The 18,157-nt window shown below is 64.9% G+C and carries 10 protein-coding genes and 3 pseudogenes; 6 read left to right on the forward strand and 7 right to left on the reverse strand.

Annotated elements, in window-relative coordinates:
* The first annotated feature begins 29 nt into the window (after positions 1-29).
* Positions 30-1,265, forward strand: coding sequence for a fatty acid desaturase (locus H0B43_RS09775; RefSeq protein ID WP_185728099.1), 1,236 nt, complete (start codon positions 30-32; stop codon positions 1,263-1,265).
* Here H0B43_RS09775 and H0B43_RS43095 read toward each other — a convergent pair.
* Positions 1,234-1,449: pseudogene (locus H0B43_RS43095) on the reverse strand (hypothetical protein); the annotation flags it as partial. The gene H0B43_RS09775 and the pseudogene H0B43_RS43095 overlap by 32 nt on opposite strands.
* Positions 1,450-1,641: 192 nt before the next feature.
* On the opposite strand from H0B43_RS43095, the pseudogene H0B43_RS09785 reads away from it, so the two are divergent.
* Positions 1,642-3,655, forward strand: a pseudogene (locus H0B43_RS09785) (APC family permease).
* Positions 3,656-3,888: 233 nt separating this feature from the next.
* Here the strand turns inward: H0B43_RS09785 and H0B43_RS09790 are convergent.
* The 5 genes and pseudogenes from H0B43_RS09790 to H0B43_RS09810 form a co-directional block, all read right to left on the reverse strand.
* Positions 3,889-4,473: pseudogene (locus H0B43_RS09790) on the reverse strand (RNA-guided endonuclease InsQ/TnpB family protein); the annotation flags it as partial.
* A 306-nt stretch (positions 4,474-4,779) separates the two neighbouring features.
* Positions 4,780-5,781, reverse strand: a complete 1,002-nt coding sequence (locus H0B43_RS09795) for an AraC family transcriptional regulator (RefSeq protein WP_185728097.1) — start codon at positions 5,779-5,781, stop codon at positions 4,780-4,782.
* Positions 5,782-6,062: 281 nt separating this feature from the next.
* Complete coding sequence (locus H0B43_RS09800) at positions 6,063-7,097, reverse strand: carbon-nitrogen hydrolase family protein (RefSeq protein ID WP_185728096.1); 1,035 nt, start codon at positions 7,095-7,097, stop codon at positions 6,063-6,065.
* Positions 7,097-9,508: an FAD-dependent monooxygenase gene (locus H0B43_RS09805; protein ID WP_312033842.1), complete on the reverse strand. Its 2,412-nt coding sequence runs from the start codon at positions 9,506-9,508 to the stop codon at positions 7,097-7,099. The genes H0B43_RS09800 and H0B43_RS09805 overlap by 1 nt, the downstream gene beginning before the upstream one ends.
* A gap of 17 nt (positions 9,509-9,525) precedes the next feature.
* Positions 9,526-9,957, reverse strand: a complete 432-nt coding sequence (locus tag H0B43_RS09810; protein ID WP_312037614.1) for a thioesterase family protein — start codon at positions 9,955-9,957, stop codon at positions 9,526-9,528.
* Between the two features lie 178 nt (positions 9,958-10,135).
* Between H0B43_RS09810 and H0B43_RS09815 the strand changes: the two genes are divergently transcribed.
* The 4 genes from H0B43_RS09815 (at position 10,136) to H0B43_RS09830 (ending at position 16,900) form a co-directional block, all read left to right on the forward strand.
* Positions 10,136-11,248, forward strand: coding sequence for a cupin domain-containing protein (locus H0B43_RS09815; protein ID WP_185728094.1), 1,113 nt, complete (start codon positions 10,136-10,138; stop codon positions 11,246-11,248).
* Positions 11,249-11,294: 46 nt separating this feature from the next.
* Complete coding sequence (locus H0B43_RS09820; protein ID WP_185728093.1) at positions 11,295-12,191, forward strand: fumarylacetoacetate hydrolase family protein; 897 nt, start codon at positions 11,295-11,297, stop codon at positions 12,189-12,191.
* A gap of 27 nt (positions 12,192-12,218) precedes the next feature.
* Positions 12,219-13,016 carry an Asp/Glu racemase gene (locus H0B43_RS09825; protein WP_282555443.1) on the forward strand — a complete coding sequence of 266 codons (798 nt, stop codon included), beginning with the start codon at positions 12,219-12,221 and terminating at the stop codon, positions 13,014-13,016.
* Between the two features lie 335 nt (positions 13,017-13,351).
* A complete protein-coding gene (locus H0B43_RS09830) occupies positions 13,352-16,900 on the forward strand; it encodes a serine/threonine-protein kinase (RefSeq protein ID WP_185728092.1) in 3,549 nt (1,182 codons plus the stop codon).
* Here H0B43_RS09830 and H0B43_RS09835 read toward each other — a convergent pair.
* Positions 16,897-18,135, reverse strand: a complete 1,239-nt coding sequence (locus H0B43_RS09835) for a dienelactone hydrolase family protein (protein ID WP_185728091.1) — start codon at positions 18,133-18,135, stop codon at positions 16,897-16,899. The genes H0B43_RS09830 and H0B43_RS09835 overlap by 4 nt on opposite strands.
* Positions 18,136-18,157 lie beyond the last annotated feature (22 nt).

Below are 18,157 nucleotides of genomic sequence, written 5' to 3' on the forward strand. Positions count from 1 at the left end.
GACACCGTAACTTACGGTACCGTAGGTGCATGGCGATATCAGACATCAAGGAATACGCGCACCTGACGGACGCCGACGTCGAGGCCATCGGCCGCGACCTGGATGCGATCCGTCGAGACATCGAGGAATCCCGCGGTGCACGCGACGCCCGGTACCTCCGCAACACCGTCCGGCTGCAACGCGGCCTGGAACTCGGCGGCCGCGCGGTGCTCTTCGGCTCCCGCAAGCGCTCACTATGGGTGTTGGGCACCGGGATGCTCTCGTTGTCGAAGATCATCGAGAACATGGAGCTCGGGCACAACGTGATGCACGGGCAATGGGACTGGATGAACGACCCCGAAGTGCACTCCGTGAACTGGGAATGGGACAACGCCGATCCGTCGGCGCACTGGAAGATCACCCACAACTACGCGCACCACAAATACACCAACGTCCTCGGCATGGACGACGACATTGGCTTCGGCCTGCTCCGCGTGACCCGTGACCAGCGCTGGAAGCCGTTCTACCTCGGCAACCTCGCCTACAACGCGATCCTCGCCGCGCTGTTCCAGTACGGCCTCGCCATCCAATTGCTCGAGCTGGGCAAAGTGACCCGGGGCCGCGACGACCGCGAACTCACCAAGAGGCGCGGCAAGGAAGTGCTCGCAAAACTCGGCAAGCAGACCCTCAAGGACTATGTCGTGTACCCGGCACTGACCGGCAAAGCCTGGAAATCCACGGTCAAGGCGAACGCGGCCGCCAACCTCGTCCGCAACCTGTGGACCAACGCCGTGATCTTCTGCGGTCACTTCCCGGACGGCGCCGAGAAGTTCACCAAGGCCGACGTCGACAACGAGACGCACGCCCAGTGGTACCTGCGGCAGATGCTCGGCTCCGCGAACATCTCGGGCGGCCCCGTCATGGACTTCATGACCGGCAACCTCAGCTATCAGATCGAGCACCACATCTTCCCGGACCTGCCCTCCAACCGTTACCGGGAGATCTCGATCCGCGTGAAACAGCTGTGCGACAAATACGACCTGCCATACACGACCGGCCCACTCGCAGTGCAGTACTGGAAGTCGTGGCGCACCATCGCGAAACTCTCACTCCCCGACAAGTACCTCACCGACACCCGCGACGCAGCGCCCGAGACCGCGTCCGAAGCCGGGTTCGGCGGTACCCCCGCCACCGATCCGCTCACCGGCCGTCGCATCGGCCTGGCGACGACGATCGAGAAGAAACGCAAACGCGGTCCCGTCCGCCGAATCCTCGGAATGCGCTGACCAGTATCAGTTCCAGGTCGCCGAGCTGCGCCGCCGTCGGGCCGCGACCGCGACCGCGACCGCGACCGCGACCGCGACCACCGTCGGTGCCCCGTTCCCGACGCCGGTGCGCCTCACCGAGCATCGCGAAGGTCTAACCCGAGCCGGGTGCGGCGCCGAGATAGATCCGCAGCTCTCCCCACATGTGCTCGGTGTCGCGGTGCTCGCCGTCACGGTCGGGGTCGGGGTCCTTGACCTCGTCATCATCCGCCAGCGGCGGTTGCCGTGCCGTCGGGTTCCGGCCCAGCGTCAGATTCGATTCCAACCGGCCATTTCTTAGCGGAATCTTGACGCACGGCGCCCGATTTGTGAGGTTGTCAGGCCGTACGCTTCGGCGGTGTCCAAAGCCGTATCCGCGGCGCGGCGCCTGATCCTCGGGCGTGCGCTGCGCAGTGAACATCTCGGGGACCAGTTGCTGTCCAAGCGGCTGGCGCTACCGATCTTCGCCTCCGACCCGCTGTCCTCGGTCGCGTACGCGACCCAGGAGATTCTGCTGGTGCTCTCGCTCGGCGGGCTGGCGTACCTGTATCTCACCCCGTACCTCGGAGCCGCGGTGGTGGTGCTGCTGACGGTAGTGGTGCTGTCCTACCGGCAGGTGGTGTTCGCCTACCCCAGCGGCGGCGGATCGTATGAGGTCGCGCAGCGCAACCTCGGACCCTCCGCCGGGTTGACGGTGGCCGCCGCCCTGCTCGTCGACTACGTGATGACCGTGGCGGTGTCGGTGGCCGCCGGCGTCGACAACCTGATCTCCGCGGTGCCCTCGCTCAATCCGCACCGGGTCGTGCTGGCGGTCGGCTTCGTGGTCGTGCTGACGGCGATGAATCTGCGCGGGGTGCGCGAATCCGGCAAAACCTTCGCCATTCCGACGTACGGGTTCATCACCGGTGTCCTGGTCCTGATCGTCACCGGCCTGATTCGGGTGTTGATCGGGGACGCCCCGGTCGCCGAGAGCGCCGGGTATTCGATTACCCCCGAACATGCCGGGATCACCGGGCTGGCGCTGGTGTTCTTCGCGTTGCGGGCGTTCTCCTCCGGGTGTACCGCACTGACCGGGGTCGAAGCCATCTCCAACGGGGTGCCGGCGTTCCGGAAACCCAAGAGCGCCAACGCCGCCAAAACGTTGGTCGCGATGGGCGCCACCGCGATCGTGATGTTCTCCGGCATCACCGCCCTGGCCATCATCAGCAAGGTCCGCATCGCCGAAAACACGTGTGATCTGGTGGGCTTTTCCGGGAACTGTGACACCGATCCGCAGCGCACCGTGATCGCGCAGATCGCGGCCGCCGTGTTTGGGAGCAGCACCAATGTCGGATTCTTCTACATCCAGGCCGCTACCGTGCTGATCCTGATCCTGGCCGCGAACACCGCCTACAACGGGTTTCCGTTGCTCGCCTCCATCCTCGCCCGGGACCGCTACCTACCGCGGCAACTCAACACCCGCGGGGACCGGTTGGCGTTCAGCAACGGGATCGTGCTGCTCGCGTTGGCCGCCGGCGCCCTGATCGTCATTTTCGATGCCTCGGTCACCCACCTGATCCAGCTACATCCTCGGGGTGTTCACCTCCTTCACCCTCAGCCAGGCCGGCATGGTCCGGCACTGGAACCGCCTGCTGCGCGCCGAACCGGACCGCGCCGAGCGGCACCGCATCCGGGTGCGGCGGGCCGTCAACGGGCTCGGCTGCGCCCTGACCGGGCTGGTGCTGATCATCGTGACCGTCACCAAGTTCACCCAGGGCGCCTACCTGGTGGTCATCGCGATGCCGATCCTGTTCGTCGTGATGAAAGCTATCCGCCGGCACTACGACGGGGTCGCCGCCGCACTCGTCCTCGACGAGGACAGCTTCGACCTGCCCGCCCAGGTGCACGCCATCGTGTTGATCTCCCAGCTGCACAAACCGGCCGCCCGTGCCCTCGCCTACGCCCGCGCCACCAGGCCCACCACCCTAGAGGCGGTGACCGTGCAGAGCGACGACACTCTCCGGCTGCAACAGGAATGGTCCACACACGACCTCCCGATGCCGCTGAAGGTGCTCGCCTCCCCCTACCGGGAGGTCACCCGGCCGATCGTCAACTACATCAAGACCATTCACCGGGACAGTCCCCGCGAGGTGATCACCATCTACATCCCCGAATACGTCGTCGGACACTGGTGGGAACACCTGCTGCACAACCAGAGCGCGCTGCGTCTGAAGGGCCGGTTGCTGTTCACCCCTGGAGTGATGGTCATCAGTGTGCCCTGGCTGCTGGACTCTGCCGCCCGCGCCTCCTACCCGTCAGCCAAGGCCGCCCCCGGCGACATTCGCCGCGGCGCCCTCCCTGCGGAGACCCCCACCCGCAACACCCCGCGGTGAACACCCCGTGGACCCACAGGCCGAAAAGTATTTGCCGTACTTGTGAAGGTCTAGCCCGATCTATTTGACGTCCTCTCGGCCGTGAACGACCGAGTTCCCCTCGAGACTCGCGTCTCGAGGTTCCTGTTTCACCGACAGTTGCCGCCCCACACCTTAGGTGCGGGGCGGTCTCACACCGTCTCCGCAGGCTGCCACCGTCAGTCCGACCGCCAAAATGTTTCTCGCCGCGTTCACATCCCGGTCGTGGACGACGCCGCATCGCACGTCCGATCGGTCGGTTCGAGTTCGGGAATCGTGTCCTCGACGAGGATCGAGACGTGGTACCGACCGCGAGCATTACGCGACACCGTCACCTGCGACGGCACGGCCCCTCCGGCAGCGGCCTCGACCACCGAATGTCCAGCCGGTTCGGACTGCTCGGCCAACCGGAGCTGCCCGCCGCGGTAGCTGAAGCAGTTCGAACAGTAGGTCGCCGAATCCTTCGACTGCCCCTTCCTCTTGAATTGCCGGTAGCGGGTCTGTTTGCGCCAGAACCTGTCGAACGCGCCCTGCAACTGCCGCAGCGACTCCTGCAGCGGTCCCTTCGACGGCTGCGACAACCACGCGGTCTCGGGGTCCCGTTTCCATCCGGTGAGCATCTTCGAGGTGTCGCAGTAGGTCACCCGCCGCTGCTCCTGCGCCCAGGCACGCGAGCGCTCCGCCCACGCCCGATTGTTGACATACCGGGTGCACCCGAATGTCCGAGCAAGCTGTTCCGCCTGCACCGCAGTCGGATAGAAGCGGTACTTGAACGCCCGCTTCACCACCCTCCCCGCCATGACCCAGACACTAGCTCCACGGTCCGACAACACCAGATCGGCTATCCCGGACCCGAAGGACCGGGTGTGCGCCGAAAGATTCACGGATCAGTGTTTGGGGAGAGATCGGACGCAAGTCCTGCGACATCTCGTCCCGGTACTGTCGCGACGCACGACGGAACGTGTTGCGCAGCAGATGAATCAGACACGTGTGCACTGGGTGCACCTTCCCGCTTACGGGGGAAGACGTCGTCGAAGTGCGCCGCGATTTCCCCGGTCAGGCCCTTCGCCGAGAGGGACAGAACGGGCACGTCGGAGCCGCGACCCTCATCGTCGGAGCGTTGTCGATGGCGACTCGCCAAATTTCTCTCGATACTGCACCGAGAACCGTCCGAGATGTAGGAATCCACACCTAGCGGCTGCATCGGAGACGGTCGTCGTCGACGGATCGGCTCGAAGCAGCCACGTGCGGACGGCATTCAGACGCACCTCGCGCAGGTACCCCATCGGGGAAGTGCCGTAGTACTTCCGGAAACCGTCCTGGAGGGCCCGCACGCTGATGCCCGCGGCGGTTGCGATGTCCTCGACGGAGAGCACTTCGTCAGCGTGGTGTTCAAGGATTTCGACCGCGCGGCGGATAGTTCGAGGTGCCGTTGGCACTGGCCGCTGCAGCGCTTCTGTGTAGTTGTTGGGCTGCGCGACGATGAGCTGACTGAGCAGCAGTCGCTCGAACTCCTTCATGACGATCGGCTCGCTCGGAAGCGATCCGCCGTCTTCCATTTCGCTCAGCAAAAGCTCGAGCAGGCGACGCCATGAGCGGATACCCGGTCGGTCCAGCTCCATTTGAATGTCGAAGCGCAAGGGCTGACGCAGCGGTGCCCCGAGCGCTTCCTGTACTTGCCGCTCCAGGCTCTGACGATCGACTCGAACGATCAGCTGTCGGTTCCCCTCGTGCCAGTCCATGGTTACCGATCCCCCCGGTTGCAGAATCGATGCGACAGTTGTCGTCGACTCGAATGTTTCCGAGTTCCAGCTGATTTCAGCTACCCCGGAAAGGGGGATCTGGATGAGGTAGAAGTCGTCGAGATCGCTCGGCCGAATACACATACCGGTCCCGTAATCGAGGTAGTGCACGCCGATTGTTCCGGCGGTGGCCGAGTGAAACCGCACAGGCACTATTCCTCCGGCACCTGTGGGTTCGAGGGTGTGCGGACAGAAGGCGGAACCGACCACCGATCGGGCCTGGTCGAGATCGATTGTGTGAACCTGCTCGAACCGGTCGATGGGCAGTTCAGCTCGGGCCGCAGCTGATGTCGGGTTCATCGCCATCCTAGCCTTCCAGTCGAAATAGCGACGCCGGGACGATCGTCACGATCTCTACCTATTCCATCGTAGCTGCCCCAGGTTCTCGCGAAGAAAGTTTGCCGTTGGCCTGATGCACCAGGTGCATGCAGGACCGAATTCCCCGAGGCCAAGGCACAGCAGAGCTGGGATAGGACCGCACGTGGAGAGGGAGCGCAACCCGATACCGCACCCGTCCCCATAACTTGGTTCCGGAGCTGCCCGGCACAGGAATCCGAAAACGGAAATCCCAAGCTATGCGGCGGGGGCTACCTCCCCGGGATCTCGTCCTCGCCCCAGGGGCCGATCAGGACGCCTTCGGGCTCCGGCGGTAGTCCTCCCGCACCGTTGAAGGTGAGTGGCTGCAACGGTGCGGTGTTGACGTTGAGGGAGAAGATGTCGAAGCGGTTGTAGTGACCGATGATGTCGTGCATCTGCTTCGGAGCGATGCATCGTGACAGGTCGATCTCGCCGTAGACGATACCTTCCTTGTCGACGAGGGGTTCGGAGACCGGGCGTCCGTCGGGGCCGAAGATGCCCGACAAGGCGCTGCGCTCGCGCCGCAGCATCTGCGCCGCTTCCTCGTCGTCCCCGGCCACCAGGTCGATGATCTCCTGGGAAACGGTGGAGCACGAGACCACCGAGAACAATTTCCCCTCGAAGGCATGGGCCGCGGTACGGATGGCGATCGCGTCGGCCATGTCGTAGTCCTTGGGTGCGACGGGGAGGGAGATGTAGTTGGCGACGTGCACCAGCTCTCCCTGCGCCAGCAGCGCGAAACGGGCGAGTGTGTTGGTGTTTTCGCCGCACGCGAGGACTCCGAGCGGGCCGACCTCCGTTTGGTGCACGCGCAGTGTGGAGCCGTCCCCGTTCGTCCAGGTCAGCTTCTCCGCCCAGGTCGGCACGAGTTTGCGGTGGACGGCGATGACAGAGCCGTCCGGTCCGATGGTAACGACGCTGTTGTACAGGACTCCGAGGCTGTGCCGGCCGCGTTCGTTGACACCGATCACGACGGTCGTCTTGGTGGCCGCCGCCGCCGCACGCAGGGTGTCCAGATGGGGGCCGGGAATGTCGATCGCGGCCTTGTACAGCCGCTCGAACCACTCTCCTCCCTTGACCGGGTTCATCGTCCAGTTCCAGTACGGATAGCCCGGAACGAAGACCTCGGGGAAGGCAATCAGCGCGGCCCCCGCCGCGGCGGCCTCGTGGATGAGGCCGACCGCTTTGTCGACTGTCGCTGCGGGATCGAGATACACCGGGGAGGCCTGCACGGCGGCCGCGGTGAAACGCGGGAAGGTGTCCATTAGCGCGCCGCCTCCGTCGCGGCGCCGACGACCGGACGCCACCGCTGGTGGATGTCTTGCGGCGTTTCGCCGTACAGGGCCAGCTGGGGCCGCGCTCGTCCGGCTGAGGTCGGCTTCGCCGATCCTGCGGCGTAGAGGGCCGGCCATTGTCCACCTGTTCCGCGGTATCCGATTTCGGCGGCGGCGTGCAAGGTCCAGGCCGGGTCGTGCAGGTGCGCCCGGCCGATCGCGATGAGGTCGGCGCGACCTGCAAGAAGGACCGAGTTGGCGTCGTCGTCGGAGGAGATGGCGCCGACCGCGACGGTGGGGATGCCGACATCGGCGCGGATGCGCTCGGCAAAGGGGGTCTGGTAGCCGCGGCCGTACTCGGGGCGTTCCTCGGCCACCACTTCACCGCTGGAGACGTCGATGGCGTCGACCCCGTGCTCGGCGAAGGCCCGCGCGATCGCGACGGCATCGTCGACGGTGGTGCCACCCGGGTGCCAGTCGACAGCCGAGATACGCACGAGCAGCGCCTTGCCCTTCGGCCAGGTCGCCCGGACGGCGTCGATGACCTGCAACGGGAAGCGGAGGCGGTTGCGCAGGCTTCCGCCGAAGTCGTCGGTGCGCTGGTTCGTCAGGGGCGAGAGGAAGGTCGAGAGCAAGAATCCGTGCCCGGCCTGAATTTCGAGGACATCGAATCCGGCGGTGTCGGCGGCCCGTGCGGCCCGCGCGAAGTCCTCGGCGATGCCGTTCAGCTCGGAAGGGTCGAGCTCGCGCGGAGCGGGGAGGTCACCGAACGCGATCGCGGACGGGCCGACGGTCTCCCAGCCGTTGTCGCCGAGGGAAGTACCGAGGGTTCCGGCGGTGGGGACGGTGGTCGCGCCCTTGCGTCCGGAATGATTGAGCTGGACGCCGATGGCCGCGGTGGTCTGGTTGTGGACCAGATTGGTGATCCGGCGGTAGGCGAAGACCTGTTCGGGGGTGTACAGCCCGGCGCACGAGGGGGTGACGCGTCCGGCAGGGCTGACGGCGGTCATGCCGGTCATCACCAGGCCGGCTCCGCCGAGTGCCGCGCCCCCCAGACGGACGAGTTCGGCGTCGCCGACCATCCCGTCCGCGGCGGAGTAGGTGGTCACGGGAGCAGCGACGATGCGGTTCTTCAGCCGCGTGTTCGCGATCCGGTAGGGCTCGAACATCGGGCGGGGCGCCTGCTCGGTGGCTTCCCACGCCTGCGCGCGGTGGTACCAGTCGTTGAGGGCGTCGATGTATGCCGGATCGCGGTCACGCAGGTTGTCGTAGGTGACGCGGCGGCTGCGGGTGAGCAGGTTGAAGCCGAACTGCGGCGGTTCCTGACCGACGGAGTGCTCGATCGACTCGAACCATTCCAGGCTCGCTTGCGCCGCGCGCTGGGTGGATTCGACGACCGGGCGGCGTTCCTGCTCGTAGCGGAGCAGGGCCTGGTCGACATCTCGGTCGTCGACGGTAAGGCTCGCCGCGAGGGCAAGGGAGTCCTCCATGGCGAGCTTGGTTCCCGAGCCGATGGAGAAGTGCGCGGTGTGGGCGGCATCGCCGAGCAGGACGATGTTGCCGTCGCGCCAGGACATGTTGCGGACCGTGGTGAACTGGATCCAGCGGGAGTTGTTGGTCAGCAGTTGGTGTCCCTCGAGGTGCTCGCTGAGCAGGCCGGCGCACAACTCGACACTCTTCGTGTCGCTCTGCCCGAGGGCAATTTCTTCCGCAGCGAAGATATCGAACCCTGCGTTGCGCCAGGTCTTCTCGTTCATTTCGACGATGAAGGTGCTGCGTTCGCTGCTGAACGGGTAGGCGTGCACCTGGATCGGCCCGAACTGGGTCTCGGCGACGATGAAGGTGAACGCGTCGAAGATCTTGTCGGTGGCCAGCCACATGTAGCGGCAGTTCCGGACGTCGAGGTCGGGACGATATGAGTCGGGCCGCGACTTGCGGGTGACGGAGTTGACTCCGTCGGCCGCCACTACGAGGTCGTGGGTGACCGCAAGCTCCTCCGCAGGCGGAGCAACGGTTTCGTAGCGCACGTCGATACCGAGCTGAGCACAACGGTTTTGCAGGATGTTGAGGAGGGTCCGTCGCTCGATGGCGGCGAAGCCGTGCCCGCCGGAGGTGAGCACCTCACCGCGGTAGTGGATGTCGATATCGGACCACCGGGCGAATTGTGATTCCATTTCCGCGAAGATCGACGGATCGGCCGCGGTGATTCCGTCGAGGGTCTCGTCGGAGAAGACGACGCCGAAGCCGAAGGTGGTATCGGCTGCGTTGCGTTCGAATACCGTGATCTCCCGTCGCGGGTCGAGTTGCTTGGCGAGAGCGGCGAAGTACAGCCCGCCCGGTCCGCCTCCGATGACCGCGATCTTCAATGACGGCAGGCCGTCGGCTACGCGCGCTGAACGCACTGTTGTTTCTTGACTGGTCACTGGGTCACCACTGCTTCCTGGGCACCGATCGTGCCGAATGCGTCGATTACGGGTTGCGGCCACGGCGTCGATGTCGGCGACTCGGGTGTGGCGTGGGCGACGATGAGAGTTCCCTCTGCTGCGACGCCCTCCTTGCCTCGGACCTCGAAGATGTAGGTGAGAGAGGTGTTACCCAGGCGTGCGACCTTCAGGGTCACTGTGACGGTTTCGCCGAACCACAGCCGCGACCGGTAGTTGATCTCGTGGCGGACGCGGGGGGTCTGCCCGAAAAGCCACGCCAGATCGTGCTCGCGCAGCAGCGTCGCCTCAGCGGCTTCTACGAACCGCACGATGCACGAATGATGTTGGTGGCCAGCAGCATCGGTGTCATACCACTCCACCGTCCGCTCGATCGTCACTTCTGCCATCTCTCTCGAACCGCCTTTCATCGAAGTCGATGATCGAACTTTATAGCGCTCTTGTGACGATCGTCAAGGTAGGTGTATATTCGGATTTGCGGCGGGACGGCGAAGGGCTTGCACAGGGCGATCGACATCCACGCGGGCTGATCGGCCACACGCGCCCAACGCCATACACATGCATCGCCGACGAAAGGGAGGAACACACATGTCGCTCAGTGACGACGTTCTCGGTCGGGCTCGGGTCAAGGACACCGAGGCCTTGGAAGCGTTCTATGACGAACTCGGCAAGCGCGACACCGTGGCGCTATGGACCGTGGCAAACAAGATCGAGCCGTGGTTCCCGCAGCCGGCCTCCGTGCCCATCCGATGGCGCTACGAGGACATCCGCCCATTCGTCATCGAATCGCTCGGTCTCGTCAAACCGGAGGACGCCGGTCGTCGGGTCGTGGCCCTGGTCAATCCCGAGCGTAAAGACCACACCGCGGCGGTCGGTCTGCTGTACACCGGTCTGCAGGGAATGGGCCCCGGCGAATCCATGACCGCCCACCGGCACATGGCGGCCGCGCTGCGCTTCGTCGTCGAGGGCCAGGGCGCGTGGACGGTGGTAGACGGCCAGAAGCTGAAGGTCGGCCCCCGCGACTTCGCCATCACCCCGAGCTTCACCTGGCACGAACACGGCAACGAAGACTCCGACGAACCGGTCATCTGGCAGGACGGACTCGACATCCCCCTGGTCAACGCCCTCGATGCCGGCTTCTACGAAGTCCACCCCCACCACTACCAAGAGCAGGGCGCGGTGATCAATTCGTCGCTGCTGACCTACGGCGCCGGCCAACTGCGCCCCGTGGGCTTCGAGGACGGATGGACAAAGCCCTACTCTCCGCTCTTCGCCTACCCGTGGGAGCCGACCTACGACGCCCTGCAGAACGCGGCAAAGGCCTCGGAAGGATCGCCGCACGACGGCATCCTGCTCGAGTACTCGAACCCGCGCACCGGCGGATCGGTGATGCCCACGCTCAGCGCCCACATCCAGTTGCTGCGAGCCGACCAGCAGACCCGTGCCCACCGGCACACCGGATCTGTCGTGTACAACGTCGCCAAGGGCGAAGGTTACTCGGTCATCGCGGGCCGACGCTTCGACTGGAAGCAGGGCGACATCTTCGTCGTGCCCTCGTGGGCGTGGCATGAGCACGCCAACGTCAGCGCCAGCGACGACGCGGTCCTGTTCTCGTTCAACGACTTCCCTGTGATGCGCTCCCTGGCCTTCTGGCGCGAGGAGGCATACCTGGAAAACGACGGCCACCAGCCGATCCAGTGATCAGCCCGAAAACCCCCACCACCATCCCTGCGAAAAAGGACCATTCATGATTCTTCTGACCTTCTCCACCCGCGACGGCGCCCGCCGGCTCGGCGTCCAGCGCGATGAAACCGTCATCGATGTCGCCGCCCTCGCGCGGAACGCCGGTTCCGAGGTGCCCGCCGATCTGGCGACCCTGATCGGCCAGGGCAGTGCGGGTCTGGCCGCACTGACCGCGCTGGTAGCCGGTGACGAGGCGCAGCAGTTCAGCCTCCCCGTCTCGGAGGTCACCGTGCACGCCCCCCTGCGGCCGGGCAAGATCATCGGCGTAGGACTCAACTACACCGAGCACGTCGCCGAGTCGGCGCGCACCCTCGATACCGACAAGGAACTTCCTCAGCGGCCTGTGCTGTTCAGCAAGCCCGGCACCGCCGTCGTCGGTCCCGGCGAGCCGATCCTCCACAACGCCGACCTCACCAATCAGCTCGACTGGGAATGCGAGGTGGCCGTGGTCATAGGCCGCACCGCAAAGAATGTGTCGGCGGCCGACGCACTCGACTACGTCTTCGGCTACAGCATCATCAACGACATCAGCGCCCGCGACCAGCGCCGCGGCGGACAGTGGTTCTACTCCAAGGGCCAGGATTCGTACGCCCCGTTCGGGCCTGTGGTCCGTACCGCCGACGACGTTCTCGACCCGCACGCACTGGACCTGTCCCTGCGCGTCAACGGCGAAGTCAAGCAAAAGTCGAACAGCCGCTACATGCTGTTCGAGATCCCCGAACTGATCGAGGACATCACCTCCGGAATGACCCTCGAACCCGGTGATGTGATCGCCACCGGATCCCCCGCCGGTGTCGGTGCCAGCTTCGTTCCACAGCAGTTCCTCACCCCTGGTGACATTGTCGAATGCACCGTGGAGTCCATCGGGACATTGAGCAATCCGGTCATCGATGCACGCTGACACCTGTCCGATCAGAAGGGAAGCCAGATGAGCCACCGCTCGTACCGTATCGGCCAGATCGTGCCGAGCTCCAACGTCACGATGGAAACGGAAATCCCCGCACTGTTCCGCGCCCGGGAAACGGTCGCCCCCGAGCGATTCACCTTCCACTCCAGCCGCATGCGGATGAAGGAGGTGACCAAGGAAGAACTCGAGGCAATGGACGCCGACTCGACCCGGTGCGCCGCCGAATTGTCCGATGCCCGAGTCGATGTCCTCGGCTACGCGTGCCTGGTCGCCATCATGAGTATGGGCAAGGGGTATCACTGCGTTTCCGAACAGAAGCTCAGTCGCATCACGCTCGACAACGGCGCCCCCGCTCCCGTGGTCACCAGTGCCGGCGCCCTGGTCTCAGCCTTGGAGGTGCTGGAAGCGAAGAAGATCGCGCTGGTGGCGCCCTACCTGAAGCCGCTCACCAAGCTCGTCGTCGAATACATCGAGGACCAGGGCATCGACGTCGGTGACTACCGGGCACTCGAGATTCCCAACAACCTCGATGTGGCCGCCCACGATCCGCGCAACCTGGTGGGGATCGCGAAGCAACTCGACTACCAGGACGCCGATGTCATCGTGCTCTCCGCCTGTGTCCAGATGCCGTCGCTGCAGTCGATCGAAATCGTCGAGAACGAACTCGGCAAGCCGGTGATCTCTGCCGCAGTCTCCACCGCGCATCAACTGATGCGGGCACTGGATCTGCCGGCGATCGCTCCCGGCGCCGGGACGTTGCTGTCGGGAAAATACGCCCACGCTCCGTTCACCCCGAGCCTGCCGATCGCCGTGAAGTGATCCTTCCAGCCTTGGGCGCAGTGTGACCGTGTGGGCCTCGGCGCGATCCGCCGGGGCCTACACGGTTCGACGAGATGTCCGATCACACCCCGTGATCGGACCCGCCGCGGTGGATGCTCCGGGCACCGCGGCGGGTCCGATCACGGGCCCGAATAGCCGAGGATCAACAGGGTGCCAATGCCGCCGCGCGGGTGTGATACTGGGTCAGAGGTGGTGAGATGCGCGAGGCCACGATAGATCGGAGTTCGAGACGTGGCGGCACCGGGCTGCACCGGTGGTGGCCTGTATGGCCTGACCTGGATTGCCCGGACCGAGTTCGCTGAAGGTGCGAACTGGTGGCTGACCTCGATCCCTTTGCAACGCAAGCCGACGCCCACCGCGCGATCGCCGGCGAACTGATCCTGGACGGCTTCGATGACCCGGTGGAGATCGGGCGCGGCGGGTTCGGTGTCGTCTACCGGTGCGTGGAGGCTGCCCTCGATCGGACCGTCGCGATCAAGGTGCTCTCCGGTGTGGATGAAGAAAACCGAAATCGCTTCCTCCGCGAGCAACAGGCAATGGGCCGCTTGTCCGGACATCCGAACATCGTGACCATCTACCACGCCAGTGCCACGCCCCAAGGCCAGCCATACATCGTGATGGAGTATCACCGCCACGGCTCGCTGGAGGCGATCATCCGGCGAGACGGGCCGCTCGGCTGGGAGAAGGCAATCGGTGTGGGCATCAAGATCGCCCGGGCCCTGGGCAGAGCGCATCAGGCGGGGATCCTCCATCGCGACGTCAAACCCTCGAATATCTTGCTCACCGACTACGGCGAACCCCAGCTCACCGACTTCGGCATCGCCCGCATCCAAGGTGGTTTCCAGACCGGGACCGGTGTGGTGCTGGGGTCTCCTGCCTTCACCGCACCGGAAGTGTTCACCGGACGGACACCGACAGTGCAGTCCGACCTCTACAGCCTGGCCGCGACTCTCTTCTGCCTGATCACCGGCCACGCCGCCTTCCAGCGTCGCGACGGCGAACAACTGGTCGCACACTTTGTGCGAATAACCTCCGAACCGGTGCCCGATCTCCGCCAGACCGGCATCCCCGCGCAGGTGTGCAGCGTCATCGAGCGCGCGATGTCCGACGACCCCGCGCGCCGCCAGGCGTCCGCGGAAATACTCGAGCAGGACCTCCGCACAACTCTAGGGCGCACCCACGCCCGATCCCTCGATCTCATACTCCCGACAGACGCGGAAGTCACGCAGCGCGGGCACCCGGACCTGACGGGTGGATCGGAAGAACACGCGGGCCCACTCTCGGTGACCCCACCCAGTTCCCCGACGAAATACCGGCCACGTACCCAGCCCCGCGCCCCGGTGCAGCGTGGGCGCCTGATCGAGGCCCTGCACGCCGGCGGGGATCGGCGGCTCGCGCTGATTCACGCGCCGGCGGGATTCGGCAAGAGCACCCTCGCCGCCCAGTGGCGCGACTTGTTGACCAACTCGGGGGCACCCGTCGCCTGGCTCAGTGTCGACCACGACGACAACAATGTCGTCTGGTTCCTGGCGCACCTCCTCGAAGCGATCGCGTGGGTGAGGCCCGCACTCGCCCGCGACCTCCCGCAGGTCCTGCAAGAGCAGGGCGAGCAAGCAACAAGGTATGTCTTGTCCACACTCGTCGATGAGATTCACGAAACCGGCGAGGTGATCACGGTCGTCATCGACGACTGGCATCGGGTTTCCGATGCGGCGACGGTCTCGGCGATGGCGGTGCTTCTCGACAGCGACTGCCACCACCTGCGATTTACCGTGACGAGCCGAACACAGGCCGGGCTTCCACTCAGTCGGTTGCGGGTACGCGACGAGTTGGTCGAAATCGATTCCACTGCATTACGTTTCGATATTCCGGAGGCGGAATCATTCCTGTCCGACCAAGAAGGGCTCGTCCTCACCACCGCCGACGTGGCCAATCTTCGCGAGACGACGGACGGATGGGTTGCCGCCCTGCAACTGGTCTCCCTCTCACTACGGGGGCACACCGATCCGACCACGCTGATCGGTCAACTCTCCGGCCGCCATCACGCGATCGGCGAGTACCTCACCGAGAACGTCCTGGCCTCCCTCGAACCCGACCTTCTCGACTTTCTGCTCGCAACATCGGTGACGGAACGCATCAGTGGGGGACTCGCGTCGGCGCTGACGGGTAGCAGGCACGCCCAGGCTCGGCTCGAGGAAATCGAGAACCGGGACCTGTTCCTGCGGCGACTCGACGAGGACGGTGAGTGGTTCCGCTACCACCACTTGTTCGCAGAATTCTTGCGTCGCCGGCTCGAACGAGACCAACCGGACCGTGTCGGCGAACTCCACCTCCGTGCGTCACATTGGTTCGGTGAGCACCACCTGCTCAGTGAGGCCGTCGATCACGCCTTGGCATCGGATGATTCCGACCTGGCGGTGAAGTGGGTCGAACGCGAGGGAATGCGATTGGTCGAACAGTCGCAGATGGCGACGTTGATCGGATTGCTCGACAAGCTCCCACCCCAACAGGTGATCGCACACCCGGTATTACAGATCGCACTGGCCTGGTCACACGTACTGCTGCATCACCCGGCGCCCTCGGCACTTCGGGCACTGGACAGTGCGGAAGCATCGCTGACCCAGCACACTCGCGCGGACGAGGACCCGACCGCCCTGTTGATCGAGGCTTCGTTGGTCAGGGGCGTTGTCGAGCTGTTCGCCGATCGTTCCGACACACTCAGTGACCGGATCTCGGGCTGCCTCGACCGCCCCGAGTCCGTGCGGCCGTTCGTTGCGTCGGGGGCGGCGAATGTCGCGTCCTTCGAGGCGATCTACCGGTTCGACTTCGCCGCGGCCCGCCGATGGCAAGAGTGGGCGACTCCCTACAACCAGCAAACATCCGGTCCCTTCAGCGTGCTGTACGGATACTGCTTCGCCGGGATCGCCGCGCACGAGCAGCTCGACATCTCCGTTGCCGAGAAATACTTCCGGATGGCGCTCCGGCTCGCAAAGCAATCCGGCGGCGGACAATCGTACGCAACCCGCGTGGCCGGCGCGATCTTGGGAGACCTGCTGTACGAGCAGGGCCATGTTCCTGAGGCCGAAGTACTTCTCGATGCCAGCCATACCCTTCGATCCGAGGGCGGCATCGTCGATTTCATGCTCGCGACATACGGCACCGGATCTCGTATCAAGGCGCTGCGTGGAGACCTCGTTGCCGCTTGTCGGCTTCTCGACGAAGGGACCGAGATCGCCGACATGCTGACGCTGCCGCGCCTGGCCGCCCGCATTCGGAACGAGCGGATACGGTTGGCGCTCGCTCATCCTTCCGTTCTCGACGAGCATCCGCGATGGGCACAGACAGTTCCCCGCGACAGTGCCGACCCTGCCGCACGCATGAGCGGTATCGACCTGATCACGCAGGAGCTGCATGAAGACTCCGACATTCGGCTCCTGCTCCACGCCGCCTCGCCGACGGATCACAAAGAGTCGGCGACCGCGTGCCACCGATCGCAGGCGATGATGGAGCGGATCTCCCGCCAGTCGCGGCCGAATGCACTGCTCCGGGCCAGACTTCTGTACTGCGCCTGTTTGTTCGCAGCCGGTCGTATGTCGGAGGCGAAAGAGTGCGTGATACCGGCATTGGCCCTGTGCGCCGACCGCGAACTCCCCCGTGTCGTGCTCGACGCAGGCCCAGCGGTGGCCGAGGTGGTCGCCTCGCTCGAGATGGATCTGCGGCTCGGCCGGTGGCACCGAGAATGGGAACGAGTCCCGAGCTCATTCCTCACTCGGTTGGTAGACAACTTCGGGTCCAGCGAGGCAGGGGATCCGTCGGTGTCCACGACGAAGGTCCCCGCGGAACCACCCTCGGCGGGTTGCTAATCGATCGGCTTGCCCTCGCTGCTCGCCCAGCTGGGCATGAGTTCGTTCGAGAGCAGCATCTTGTCGAGAAGTTTCCTGCCCTGCTCGATCCCTGCAACGGGGAGCCCGTCCGGATTCAGTAGCCCGATCTGCACCAGCACTCCCGCCTGATCCCAGTAGATGTGTTCGTTGTACAGCTTGTCGCCGCGCAGGGTTACGACAGCGACCAGAGGGATCTCGACGTATCGTCCGGTCGGCTCGACTCCGGGAAGCATCCAATCGATTTCGCGGTCGTGCGTGAAGCAGAACAGCTGCTCCTCGACGATACGATCGGCGCCGACGGTGCGGGAAATCGGAATCGTCTTGGTGTCGTCAGGGTTGTTGTGCACAAAATGGTGCGCGTAGAACCGGGAGAGGTCCTTCTGGCCGACGCCCCCGGTGAGGGTCGGGATGTGGTTGACATATGGTTCGTCGACCATGGTGGCCATGGTGGCCGGGACGTTGCGGGCCTCGAACTCGTAATAGATGTGCCGGTCCCACAGTGCGGACAGATCATGTCTGGGTCCGATGGTGGCGTGCAGAACCTCGAGGGTGCGCGAGTAGGCGAGTCCAGCGGAGAGCGGTTCGTACACATCGCGGCCGTGGGTGGCGAAGGCGTGATCGACGCCGGCGTAGTCGTAGAGGCGCACCCGGTCGTTGTCTCCGAACGCCTTCCGGATGGAGTTTCGGGCGTCCTCCAAGCAGTAGGAGTCGAGTTCAGCCAGGTGGAAGACCATGGGCACGGTCAGCTGATCTGCTTCGTCGAGGTGATCGTGCACACCGACGCCGTAGTAGCTGATGGCGCAGTCGACGTCGAGCCGGACCGCGGACAGGTAGGCGAGCAGTCCGCCGAGGCAGTATCCAACGAGTCCGACGCCCCCGACCTGATTGGTCAGGCTTCGGAGTGTGGTGACGGTGTCGCCGATGTCTGCGACAGCCAGATGCTCGTCGAGTTCGTCCCGGAGTTCGAGTCCGCGGGTGAACCCGGCCTGATCGTAACCGAGCTCCTGCCGAGCGCCCGAACGCCAGAACAAGTCGGGTACCAGCACCACATACCCTTCCTCGGCGTAGCGGTCGGCCATGTCCCGCATGTAGTCGTTGATCCCGAAAATCTCCTGCAGGAGCACGAGCCCGGGGCCGGAACCCAGGGCCGGCTCGGCAAGATACGCGGCGAAGGACTCACCGGAGCTCTTGCAGATATCGATGTACTTACCCATTGATTCGTGTCGCTTTCGGTCA

This window comes from Rhodococcus sp. 4CII, assembly GCF_014256275.1.
Classification (GTDB): domain Bacteria; phylum Actinomycetota; class Actinomycetes; order Mycobacteriales; family Mycobacteriaceae; genus Rhodococcus_F; species Rhodococcus_F wratislaviensis_A.